The 10,552-nt window shown below is 54.6% G+C and carries 12 protein-coding genes; 7 read left to right on the top strand and 5 right to left on the bottom strand.

The features are described from left to right. Positions 1-79 precede the first annotated feature (79 nt). Entirely contained in the window at positions 80-940 is an 861-nt protein-coding gene (locus tag ABWP27_RS00885) for a cytochrome c oxidase subunit 3 (protein ID WP_353152450.1), read from the top strand. Between the two features lie 117 nt (positions 941-1,057). On the opposite strand, the gene ABWP27_RS00890 is transcribed toward ABWP27_RS00885, so the two are convergent. Further along, positions 1,058-1,258 carry a twin transmembrane helix small protein gene (locus ABWP27_RS00890; RefSeq protein WP_041322694.1) on the bottom strand — a complete coding sequence of 67 codons (201 nt, stop codon included), beginning with the start codon at positions 1,256-1,258 and terminating at the stop codon, positions 1,058-1,060. A gap of 66 nt (positions 1,259-1,324) precedes the next feature. Between ABWP27_RS00890 and ABWP27_RS00895 the strand changes: the two genes are divergently transcribed. The 5 genes from ABWP27_RS00895 to ABWP27_RS00915 are packed head-to-tail and all read left to right on the top strand — an operon-like array spanning position 1,325 to position 5,230. Further along, entirely contained in the window at positions 1,325-2,038 is a 714-nt protein-coding gene (locus ABWP27_RS00895; RefSeq protein ID WP_353152452.1) for an SURF1 family protein, read from the top strand. Then, the gene (locus tag ABWP27_RS00900; RefSeq protein WP_353152454.1) at positions 2,025-2,609 is read left to right on the top strand and encodes an SCO family protein; all 585 of its coding nucleotides are present in this window, start codon (positions 2,025-2,027) and stop codon (positions 2,607-2,609) included. Before ABWP27_RS00895 ends, ABWP27_RS00900 begins: the two co-directional genes overlap by 14 nt. Before the next feature lie 7 nt (positions 2,610-2,616). Continuing rightward, complete coding sequence (locus ABWP27_RS00905; protein ID WP_353152456.1) at positions 2,617-3,756, top strand: COX15/CtaA family protein; 1,140 nt, start codon at positions 2,617-2,619, stop codon at positions 3,754-3,756. Continuing rightward, positions 3,753-4,637 (top strand): heme o synthase, encoded by an 885-nt coding sequence (gene cyoE, locus ABWP27_RS00910; protein WP_353152458.1) that lies wholly within the window; start codon positions 3,753-3,755, stop codon positions 4,635-4,637. Before ABWP27_RS00905 ends, cyoE begins: the two co-directional genes overlap by 4 nt. Before the next feature lie 5 nt (positions 4,638-4,642). Beyond that, a complete protein-coding gene (locus ABWP27_RS00915) occupies positions 4,643-5,230 on the top strand; it encodes an SCO family protein (protein WP_353152460.1) in 588 nt (195 codons plus the stop codon). A gap of 60 nt (positions 5,231-5,290) precedes the next feature. Here ABWP27_RS00915 and rpoH read toward each other — a convergent pair whose 3' ends face one another. From rpoH to ftsY, 4 genes are all read right to left on the bottom strand, one after another. Beyond that, positions 5,291-6,187: an RNA polymerase sigma factor RpoH gene (rpoH, locus tag ABWP27_RS00920; RefSeq protein ID WP_353152462.1), complete on the bottom strand. Its 897-nt coding sequence runs from the start codon at positions 6,185-6,187 to the stop codon at positions 5,291-5,293. Positions 6,188-6,549: 362 nt separating this feature from the next. After that, positions 6,550-7,476, bottom strand: a complete 927-nt coding sequence (gene ftsX / locus ABWP27_RS00925) for a permease-like cell division protein FtsX (RefSeq protein ID WP_353152464.1) — start codon at positions 7,474-7,476, stop codon at positions 6,550-6,552. Then, a complete protein-coding gene (locus ABWP27_RS00930; protein ID WP_353152466.1) occupies positions 7,473-8,156 on the bottom strand; it encodes a cell division ATP-binding protein FtsE in 684 nt (227 codons plus the stop codon). Before ABWP27_RS00930 ends, ftsX begins: the two co-directional genes overlap by 4 nt. Before the next feature lie 9 nt (positions 8,157-8,165). Beyond that, the gene (ftsY, locus tag ABWP27_RS00935) at positions 8,166-9,212 is read right to left on the bottom strand and encodes a signal recognition particle-docking protein FtsY (protein ID WP_353152474.1); all 1,047 of its coding nucleotides are present in this window, start codon (positions 9,210-9,212) and stop codon (positions 8,166-8,168) included. A 112-nt stretch (positions 9,213-9,324) separates the two neighbouring features. Between ftsY and ABWP27_RS00940 the strand changes: the two genes are divergently transcribed. Continuing rightward, positions 9,325-10,552 (top strand): M16 family metallopeptidase (locus ABWP27_RS00940; protein WP_353152476.1); only part of this gene is annotated, 1,228 nt, incomplete at its 3' end.

The raw sequence follows: 10,552 nt of genomic DNA on the forward strand, positions 1-10,552 counted from the left end.
ATGGCGGTGCTTGTGACCGTAGGTCGAAGTTGCCGTTGCATCGTAACTAACTACTTGAATTTTGTATTGGGAGATGGAGATGAGTGCTCAACACGCGAATGCGCCCTATTATTTCGTGCCTGGCCCGTCCAGATGGCCGGCGGCGGCGGGTATGTCACTACTCACACTGATGCTGGGCGCATCTGCCTGGGTCAATGATGCCAGCTGGGGTTCGTATATTACCTGGGCCGGCCTGCTGGGCTTTCTCGTCGTGCTGTACAAATGGTTTGGCGATGCGATCGGCGAATCCGAAGGCGGCATGTACAACAAGCGTATCGATGCATCCTACCGCTGGAGCATGAGCTGGTTCATCTTTTCCGAAGTCATGTTCTTTGGAGCATTCTTCGGTGCCTTGTTTTATGCCCGCAGCATCAGCATGCCGTGGCTAGGCGATCTGGATCACAAGATTCTGTGGCCTGATTTTGCTGCACATTGGGGTAATGTCGGTCCTGCCGGTACGGTGGAAGCCTTCACGACCATGGGCCCATTCTGGATCCCAACCATCAATACGGCATTGTTGCTGACCTCTGGCGTAACCTTGACACTCTCGCATCACGCCTTGCGTGAAAATCATCGCGGCAAGACAGCATTCTGGCTGGCTGCAACGGTGCTGCTGGGCGCGATCTTCATGGGTTTTCAGGTGTATGAATACATGCACGCCTACAGCGAACTGAACTTGAAGCTGACATCCGGTGTCTATGGTTCGACTTTCTTCCTGCTGACCGGTTTCCATGGTTTCCATGTGACTCTGGGTGCGATCATGCTGAGCGTCGTGTTGTACCGTGTCATGAAAGGTCACTTTACTCCTGACAACCATTTCGCATTTGAAGGTGCAGCCTGGTACTGGCACTTTGTCGACGTGGTCTGGCTCGGCCTGTACGTAGTTGTCTACTGGTTGTAATTTGCGCTTGCAGTAATCGGCGAGACAAATAAAAAAGCCGCACTTCGGTGCGGCTTTTTTACGATTGCAGCGACGTGTTGTACTGCATGCAAAAGTTGAAATTGCCCTGTACGGAAGTCAGCGTATGCCGGTTGGCTGGATATAGCCCAGTTTGTATGCAACCAGCACCAGAATAAAGAGGGTGATCGAAAAGCCGACGCGCATTGCCAGTGCCTTGACGGTACGGTCGCTTTTCCCTTTGTCTTTCATCAGAAAGAACAGGGCCGATCCAAGACTGCCGAGAATCAGGATAAAAGCAATGGCGACAACGATTTTCATGGCGGACGGTTCGGGAATTGCATCAGCCTGGCTAACGCAGTATGTATTGAGTGAAGTGATATTGTAATGCGAATCACCTTCCGGTTTAGGCTCATTCCATTTGTTGCCGCGGCAATTGCGGTGGCGATAGGTTTGTCGCTGGCACAGTGGCAGACGCGGCGGGCAGTCGAAAAGCTGGCGATTGAAGCGCAGTTGCAGGAAAGACAGACTGCGCCGGCAATACAGCTGGGCGGCTTGTTGCAGAGCTCAGAGGGACTTGAGTATCGCCGTATTTTGGTCAAGGGAGAGTTTCTGCACGATTGGCCTGTCTATCTGGACAATCGTCCGCACAATGGTGTCGCCGGGTTTTACCTGTTGATGCCATTTAAAATCGCGGCCAGCAATCTGCATGTGCTGGTTGCGCGCGGCTGGATTCCGCGTAACCCGGTTGATCGTACCAAACTGCCGGCCATCGTGACACCGGAAGGCGAGATTGAAATCGAAGGCACGGCGCGCCGCTCGATAGGATCTGTGATGCAGCTGGGCGCGCTGGATGCGCCGCAAGCGCATGCAATCGTGCAAAATCTCGATATCGCCAGCTTTGCTGCAAGCAGCAAACTGGCAATGCAGCCGATTTTTCTTGAGCAGTTATCCGATACACACGATGGCCTGGTGCGCGATTGGCCGCGGCCATCCGGCGGTGTGGAGAAACATCGTGGTTATGCCTTCCAGTGGTACGCATTGGCTGCGATGGCATTCATTTTTTTTGTTGTGACAGGAATTCGACGTGGAACAAAATAAACACAAAGGACGCTGGAAGCTATTTCTGGTTATTCTGGTATGCGCATCACCTATCATCCTGTCGTATCTGACTTACTACGTGATCAAGCCGCAAAGCCGCACCAATTACGGCGCTTTCATCGATCCGCGCGATTATCCTATTCCAGAGCTTGGTACACATGCCCTCGATGGCAAGCCAATAGCGCTGGATGCCTATAAGGGAAAGTGGATCATGTTGCAGGTCGATGGTGCTGAGTGCCGCGCTGCATGCGAAAAAAAATTGCATGACATGCGTCAGCTGCGTCTTGCGCAAGGCAAGGAAATGGAGCGTATTGAACGCGTCTGGCTGATTACCGACGACAAGCCGCTGGATACGATATTGATGCGTGAGTTCGACGGCACGAATATGCTGCGCGCCAAATCGGAAGCCGTGCGTGCATGGTTGCCGGTAGAGGAGGGCAGCACCATGGCGGATCACATTTACATGATTGATCCATTGGGCAATCTGATGATGCGTTTCCCGAAAGATGCCGATCCGAACAAGATCAAGAAAGATATCGTCAAACTATTGAAAGCCTCTTCAATTGGCTGATTCCGGAATGCTGTTCCAACTTGCCAGCAAGGGGCTGTTCGTCGCCTTGCTGGCATTCGTGATCGTCTGGTCTTCCCGCGATCCGAACAAATATCGCAAACTGGTATGGGTGACGATGTTCCTCACCTTTGACGTGATCATGTTCGGCGCCTTCACGCGGCTGACAGATTCGGGGCTGGGTTGTCCTGACTGGCCGGGCTGCTATGGCCATGCCAATCCTCTGCAGGCGATGGAACATATACGCGCTGCCGAAGCCTTGATGCCGGACGGCCCGGTGACGGTCATGAAAGCCTGGGTCGAAATGATTCATCGCTATCTGGCGATGGGTATAGGAGTACTGATCATCGCCATTGTGGTGATTGCATGGCGCTTCTGGCTGCAAAGCGGCCGTACGCTCACGCGTTTCTCGCCGCGTTACCCGATGCTGCTGTTGTTCTTTGTCTGCGTGCAAGGTGCGTTCGGTGCCTGGACCGTGACGATGAAGCTGCAGCCGGTAATCGTTACGATACATCTTTTGCTCGGCATGACCTTGCTCGGCATGCTGACCTGGGTTGGTGCGCGGCAGAAGGAGCATCCATTCGTCGATGCACGTGCGCTGGTCTTGCGTAAGCCGGCCTTGATCGCACTGGTGTTATTGGGAGTGCAGATTGCGTTGGGCGGCTGGGTCAGCACCAATTATGCGGCACTGGCATGCAGCGATTTTCCACTTTGCCATGGCGCGTTGGTGCCGCAGATGGATTTTGAGCATGGTTTCACACTGTGGCGTGAACTTGGCAAGACCGCTGGCGGCGACTACCTGCCGTTTGACGCGCTGACAGCGATTCACTGGACGCACAGAATGTTTGCGCTCGTGGTAGTGCTGGTGCTCGGTTGGACAGCATGGAAAGCCCTGCAGATTCCCGGTTTGCGCGCCACGGCACGCGGTGTGCTGGCTGCACTGGTCCTGCAAATCGTGATCGGCATTGCCACTGTTTCATTGAAGTGGCCGCTCGCACTTGCGGTTGCGCACAACGGTTGCGCGGCTTTGCTTGTGCTGCTGCTGGTCATGTTAAACTACAAAGCTAGAATTCCGAGCCCAAGCGGGCACAATCGTGAGCCATATCAGATTGATTTGCGCTCGTCGGCAGCATCAAAAGATAAAGCATGACAACCTTGACAGTCTCTCCTAATCGCATCGCCCAGTACTGGGCACTGACCAAGCCGCGTGTGACGCAGCTGGCAGTTTTTTGCGCCGTGATCGGCATGTTCCTGGCAACACCGGAATTGCCGGACTGGAAAATCGTCATTGCCGCCACAGTCGGTATCTGGCTGCTCGCCGGTGCTGCATTTGCCATTAATTGTCTGGTCGAACGTGAAATCGATTCACGCATGGCGCGCACGGCACGACGTCCGATGGCGCAGGGTGAAATTACCGTACCGCAGACGCTGGTTTTTTCCGGCGTGATCGGCGGCGCCGGCATGTGGGTACTGTACAACTTCGTCAATCCACTGACGATGTGGCTGACCTTTGCCACCTTCGTCGGTTATGCGGTGATTTACACCATTATTCTGAAACCTGCGACGCCGCAAAATATCGTGATCGGCGGTTTGTCCGGTGCGATGCCGCCGGCTCTGGGCTGGGCTGCAGTGGCGAACGATTTGCCCATGCAGGCATGGATACTGGTTCTGATCATCTTCATCTGGACTCCCCCGCATTTCTGGGCGCTGGCATTGTATCGCCGCGATGAATATGCAAAGTCCGGTTTGCCGATGCTGCCGGTAACGCATGGCACAGCATTTACACAATTCCATATCTGGCTGTACACGATTGCGCTGGTCGCCACCACGATGCTGCCATTTGCAGTTGGCATGAGCGGCCTGATCTACCTGGTCGCGGTAGCGGTGCTGGACGTTATTTTCATGTGGTACGCGTGGCAGGTATATCGCCACTACACGGACATGATTGCGCGCAAGATGTTTGCCTATTCGATTATCTACCTGTCGCTGCTGTTTGCTGCGTTGCTGGTCGATCACTATTTGAGGTTTTGAGAAAAATGCGCTTACGTTTTTTGCTGGCCATGTGCGTTGTCGTGCTGGGCTTAAGTGCCTGTGGCGGCAAGGCTCCACCTGCTTTCACCAATACCGATGTGACCGGACTGGCTTACGGCAAGGATTTCTCATTGCCTGACCATAACGGCAAGCTGCGTACGCTGGCTGATTTCAAGGGCAAGGCAGTCGTTGTGTTTTTCGGTTTTACACAGTGCCCCGATGTCTGCCCGACCACCATGCTGGAAATGGCGAATGTCATGAAGGCGCTGGGGCCGGATGCCGACAAGGTACAGGTTCTGTTTGTTACGGTGGACCCGGAGCGCGATACGCCAGAGTTGCTGAAGCAGTATGTGCCGGCCTTCGATTCGCGTTTCCTCGGTTTGCGTGGCGATCTGGCCGAGACGGAAAAAACTGCCAAGGAATTCAAGGTGTTTTATCAGAAAGTGCCGGGAAAAACGCCGGGCAGCTATACAATCGACCATACGGCCGGCAGTTATGTATTCGATACGCAAGGCCGGATACGTTTGTTCATTCGACACGGACAAGGCACGGAACCTATCGTGCATGATTTGAAAATCCTGCTTGCCGAGTAAAGTGTGCAAGCATAAAAAAAGGCGCTCAACCGAGCGCCTTTTTTATTTGTTGCTGCTGACTCATGCAAAAGCAGCGAGCGAACCTTTCATCTTCTTCAATGCCACGGCTTCGATCTGACGGATACGTTCAGCCGAGACGCCGAATTCATCTGCCAGTTCATGCAGGGTGGCACCGGAGCCATCGTCGTTCGCCAACCAGCGTGCTTCCACAATGCGTCGTGAGCGTGGATCCAGTTTACCCAGTGCGCTCGACAAGCCTTCGGTTTGCAGGCGATCATGGCGCTGGGCTTCCAGAACCCTGGTCGGCTCCTGCAAATCCGATGATAGATAGGCGATCGGTGCAAACTTGTCGTCTTCATCGTCGGTCGGCGCTTCCAGCGCGATATCCCGGCCGGACAAGCGCGTTTCCATCTCGATGACTTCTTCGCGTTTGACGTTCAGGGTTTTCGCCAGTGCTTCGACTTGATCGGGTGTCATCGCATCCAGGCCGGTTTTGTGGCTGCGCAGATTGAAGAACAACTTGCGTTGTGCTTTCGTCGTCGCCACTTTTACCAGGCGCCAGTTTTTCAATATGTATTCATGCATTTCAGCCTTGATCCAGTGCATCGAATACGACACCAGACGTACGCCTTGATCCGGATCGAAGCGTTTGACGGCTTTCATCAAGCCGATATTGCCTTCCTGAATCAAATCCGCATGAGGCAAGCCGTAGCCCAGATAGCCACGCGCAATCGACACGACCAGGCGCAAATGGGACAGGACGAGCTTTTGCGCTGCGCCCAGATCGTTGTCGTCGCGCAGGCGTTTTGCCAGTGATATTTCTTCTTCGTGCGTCAGCATGGGCAGGCGATTGACTGCCGAGATGTAAGCGTCAATATTGCCCAGCGCGCCAGAAAACCCCAAGGACATCATGTTGCTTGGTGAAATCATTGCGGTTGATGCAGATGTTGCTTTCATGCTTTCTCCTTGCTTTCATTCAGAATCGACTTGCTTGCGTTCTGCAAAATCGTTTACAACGCCTATCTTAGCACTCTCTAGGAATGAGTGCTAATGAGCGTTTTATACCAAGTTCATAGCTAAATGCTATTGTATTCCTGATAATAATTGCGCTTTGTGCAGGGATTTAGAGCCAGATTCGTGCTTGAAGTTGCGTCCGGTAGCCAACTTTTAAGGTAAAGATTTGTGAATTTCTTGAGCTGGCCATGCGGCAGCATAAAAAGAACAATGCCGTTATTGATGATTTTTCAATGCTTTCACGCTAGTGCGTACTTACATGAAATCAAAAATCATTCAATAAGGCAACAAGCCAGTTACCGGTTTTATGCAAGACGCGCCAAATGGCGTTGTACCGATAGCAATGCGCCGAGCAAGCCGAGGAAGGCGCTGCCAGCGAGCATGATCAGGGTTGTGATCACATTCAGCGGCGCCAGCCGGAATTCGGATGCGTACAGACGGGCGAAGTCGGCGATGGCGGCATTGAGCGGATTCAGGGCGATGGCGACGGCGATCAGCGCTACTGCACCTGCAATCAGCCCAAGTAATGCGCCGGTGTAATAAAAAGGTCGGCATATGAAGGCGTCGGTGGCGCCAACCAGGCGCGAAACTTCGATTTCTTCGCGTTGCGTCATGACTTGCAATCGTATCGTATTGAACACCACGGCAACCACGACCACGCCCAGCGTTGCAGCGAGGAATAACAGGATCAGGCGCATCACTTGCAATAATGCCGCCAGACGTTCAACCCAGGCGGAATCGACCTGTACATATTCGACACCATTCAGGGCCTGCAATTTCCCGGTGATTGCCTTGATTTTGCCGGCATCGCCGTCGTTCTGGAAACCGGTCATTTTGACGACATAGGCATCCGGCAGAGGGTTTGCGCCGAGCGTGGCGATGGCGTCTTCAAGGCCGGTTTTATCTTTCAGCGCATTCAGCGCTTTTTCGCGCGGAATGAATTCCAGTTTGATCGGATGTTTGGCTTCCTGTGCGATGCGCCTGATTTCCGGCGCGAGAGCCGTTGCGCGTTCGCGCGACGCATCCATCTGCATGAAGACGCTGATTTCCGGCTCCACTGCCAGTTGCTCTGAAACAGGCCGGACATTTTCCAGCAGGGTCAGGCCGGCAAACGGCAAGGCCAGCGCAATCGATACCACCAGCACGTTCAACAGGAAATTGCCCGGCGTCTTGAACAGATGCCGGAATGCATCGCCCAGCGCGAAGCGATGTTGTCTGAACCAGCTATTCATGCAGGCACCTGTGGAGTGGTTCTGCGCCAGCTTTCGATGATCTTGCCATGATCGAGATAAATCACGCGGGTTGCCGTATCGAGGAATTGTTCATCGTGGGTGGAAATGAGGCAGGTCACGCCGACCGCGTGAAAGGCTTTCAGTGCATCGAGTACCTTGTTGGCGCTTTCGCGGTCCAGATTGGCAGTGGGTTCGTCGGCCAGGATGATTTGTGGGCGATTAACGATGGCGCGGGCGATCGATACACGTTGCTGCTCGCCGCCGGACAGTGTTTGCGGTGCAGATGCCGCCTTGTCGAGCAGGCCGACCTTGTCCAGCGCGGCACGCGCGCGTCGTTCGGCATCGGCGCGTGCGGCGCCGCAGACGATCAGCGGCAGCATGACGTTTGCCAATACGCTGCGATCCGACAACAGGCGCTGCTGCTGGAAAATCAAACCGAGATTGCGGCGCAAATAGGGCAGGCCGGAGTTTTTGATGCGACCGATATCATGACCGCTGACGATGACCGTCCCTGCGCTTGGTCTTTCCATCGCAGCAATCATTTTCAGCAGTGTGGATTTGCCGGCGCCGGAAGGGCCGGCCAGAAACACCAGTTCGCCTTTGTCGACCGACAGCGTGATGTCGGACAGTGCGGTGACGTTCTGAGCGTACTTTTTTGAAACCTGGCGGAATTCAATCATCGATATCGATTAACCCAATAGTGCTTCAACAAATTCCTGCGCATTGAACGGCTGCAGGTCTTCGATCTGTTCGCCGACGCCGATGAAGTAGACCGGAATCGGCCGCGCGCGCGCAATCGCAGCCAGGACGCCGCCTTTTGCCGTGCCATCGAGTTTGGTCACGACCAGCCCGGTCAGGCCCAATGCGTCATCGAAAGCCTTGACTTGCGTCAGCGCATTTTGTCCCGTGTTGCCGTCTATGATCAACAAAATTTCATGCGGTGCGGACGACATGCCTTTGGCAATCACGCGTTTGATCTTCTTCAGTTCTTCCATCAAATGCAATTGCGTGGGGAGCCGTCCGGCGGTATCGACCATCACGACATTGGTGCCGCGTGCCTGTGCCGAATGCACGGCATCGAAGGCAACGGCGGCTGGATCGCCCGATTCCTGCGCAATTACCGTGACATTATTGCGCTGCCCCCATACCGTCAGTTGCTCGCGTGCGGCGGCGCGGAAGGTGTCGCCGGCGGCCAGCAAAACGGATTGATGGTGTGCCTGCAGATGCTTGGCGAGCTTGCCTATGGTGGTGGTTTTGCCAGCACCGTTGACGCCGGTGATCATCATCACCAGCGGCTGATGTTGCCCAAGCACCAGTGGCTTTTGCAGCGGCGTCAGCATTTCCAGCAGCAGGCTGCGCAATGCAGTTTTTACCTGTGAAGCTTCGGTGAGTTTTTCATTCTTGACCTTGCGTTTCAACTCGGCGAGCAGGAATTGCGTGGCATCGACGCCGGCATCGGACATCAGCAGCGCCGATTCCAGCTCTTCGTACAGATCCTCGTCAATTTTTGCGCCGACGAACAGGGTTGTCAGATTGGATGATGTTTTGGAAAGCCCGACCTTCAGTCGTGCCATCCATGATTGCTTTTGCTCGGCCGGCGTGACGGCAGCAACAATTTCTGTTTGCGTCTCCGGCAGTGCCGAAACGGCCGGCATTTCCGGTGCGGGAGCGAGTGTCGCAGGCGACGTCGCCAGGGGTGCAGGTTCTTGCGGTTTTTTCTTGAAGAAACTAAACATCGGGAATGGGGTCAGAACAGCGGTCACAGGCGCTTGCCGGTATGTTGCAGGCAAGCGGATACAATCGACGTATTCTATCAGAGCGAAGGTCATCAAATTGAGTATCAGAACAATGCTGGTGGCAGCAGCCATCATTTTGGCTCCGACTTTCGCCGGTGCGGCGCAAACTGAGGAATTCACGCTGAAAAACGGCATGAAGATCATCGTCAACGAAGATCACCGCGCACCGACAGTGGCGCACATGATCTGGTATCGGGTCGGTTCGGTGGATGAGCGCAACGGCACCACCGGAGCGGCGCATGCGCTGGAACACATGATGTTCAAGGGAACGAAAAAGCTCAAGCCGGGCGAATTCAGCAAGCGCGTCGCCCAGCTGGGCGGGCGTGAAAACGCATTTACCAGCAGGGATTACACCGCCTATTTCCAGCAAATCGAAAAATCGAAACTGGAAGCGGTGATGGCGCTGGAAGCCGATCGCATGGTCAATCTGCAATTCGACAAGACGGAGTTTTCCAAGGAAATTCGCGTCATCATGGAAGAGCGCCGTTTGCGCACCGACGATCAGCCGATTGCAATGGTGCAGGAAGCATTGGCGGCGACCGCCTATGCTGCGCATCCATATCGCAATCCCGTGATTGGCTGGATGGACGATTTGCAGCATATGACGGTGGGCGATGTGAAGGCCTGGCATGACGCCTGGTATGCGCCGAACAATGCGACGATGGTGGTGTCCGGCGATGTCGATGCCAAGCAGGTGTACGCGCTGGCAGAAAAATATTTCGGACGCTATCCGCAGAAAACATTGACGCGCACACGGCCGCAAAATGAACCGCCGCAGTTGGGCATCAAGCGGGTGACCGTCAAGGCGCCGGCAGAAAATCCTTACGTCGTGCTGGCCTTCAAGGTGCCGGCTCTGCGTGATATCGCCAGGGATGACGATGCGTTTGCACTGGATGTGCTGTCGGCCGTACTCGATGGTTATGACAATGCCCGTCTGGCGGCAAAACTGGTGCGCACCGACCGCGTAGCGAATGAAGTTGGCGCTTCGTACTCCGGTATTGCGCGCGGCCCGGTCATGTTTTTGCTGGATGGTGTGCCTGCTGCCGGCACGACGACCGAGCAGCTTGAAAAGCAATTGCGCGCAGAGATTACGCGCATTGCCACCGAAGGCGTATCCGAAACGGAATTGAAGCGAGTGAAAACGCAATTGATCGCCGGGCAGATCTACAAGCGCGATTCGGTGTTCGGACAGGCAATGGAAATCGGCTCGATGGAAATGTCGGGCTTGTCATACAAGAATGTCGATCTGATCATTGAACGCTTGCGTGCGGTGACGCCGC

Origin of the sequence: Herminiimonas fonticola, assembly GCF_040395855.1 — a bacterium.
Taxonomy (GTDB): domain Bacteria; phylum Pseudomonadota; class Gammaproteobacteria; order Burkholderiales; family Burkholderiaceae_D; genus Oxalicibacterium; species Oxalicibacterium fonticola_A.

Excerpts from the sequence above, each read along its gene's own strand:
- ABWP27_RS00905 (WP_353152456.1), top strand. The coding sequence starts at position 2,617 with ATGCTGTTCCAACTTGCCAGCAAGGGGCTGTTCGTCGCCTTGCTGGCA.
- ABWP27_RS00895 (WP_353152452.1), top strand. The coding sequence starts at position 1,325 with ATGCGAATCACCTTCCGGTTTAGGCTCATTCCATTTGTTGCCGCGGCA.
- ftsY (WP_353152474.1), bottom strand. The coding sequence starts at position 9,212 with ATGTTTAGTTTCTTCAAGAAAAAACCGCAAGAACCTGCACCCCTGGCG.
- ABWP27_RS00890 (WP_041322694.1), bottom strand. The coding sequence starts at position 1,258 with ATGAAAATCGTTGTCGCCATTGCTTTTATCCTGATTCTCGGCAGTCTT.
- ABWP27_RS00915 (WP_353152460.1), top strand. The coding sequence starts at position 4,643 with ATGCGCTTACGTTTTTTGCTGGCCATGTGCGTTGTCGTGCTGGGCTTA.
- cyoE (WP_353152458.1), top strand. The coding sequence starts at position 3,753 with ATGACAACCTTGACAGTCTCTCCTAATCGCATCGCCCAGTACTGGGCA.
- ABWP27_RS00930 (WP_353152466.1), bottom strand. The coding sequence starts at position 8,156 with ATGATTGAATTCCGCCAGGTTTCAAAAAAGTACGCTCAGAACGTCACC.
- ftsX (WP_353152464.1), bottom strand. The coding sequence starts at position 7,476 with ATGAATAGCTGGTTCAGACAACATCGCTTCGCGCTGGGCGATGCATTC.
- ABWP27_RS00885 (WP_353152450.1), top strand. The coding sequence starts at position 80 with ATGAGTGCTCAACACGCGAATGCGCCCTATTATTTCGTGCCTGGCCCG.
- rpoH (WP_353152462.1), bottom strand. The coding sequence starts at position 6,187 with ATGAAAGCAACATCTGCATCAACCGCAATGATTTCACCAAGCAACATG.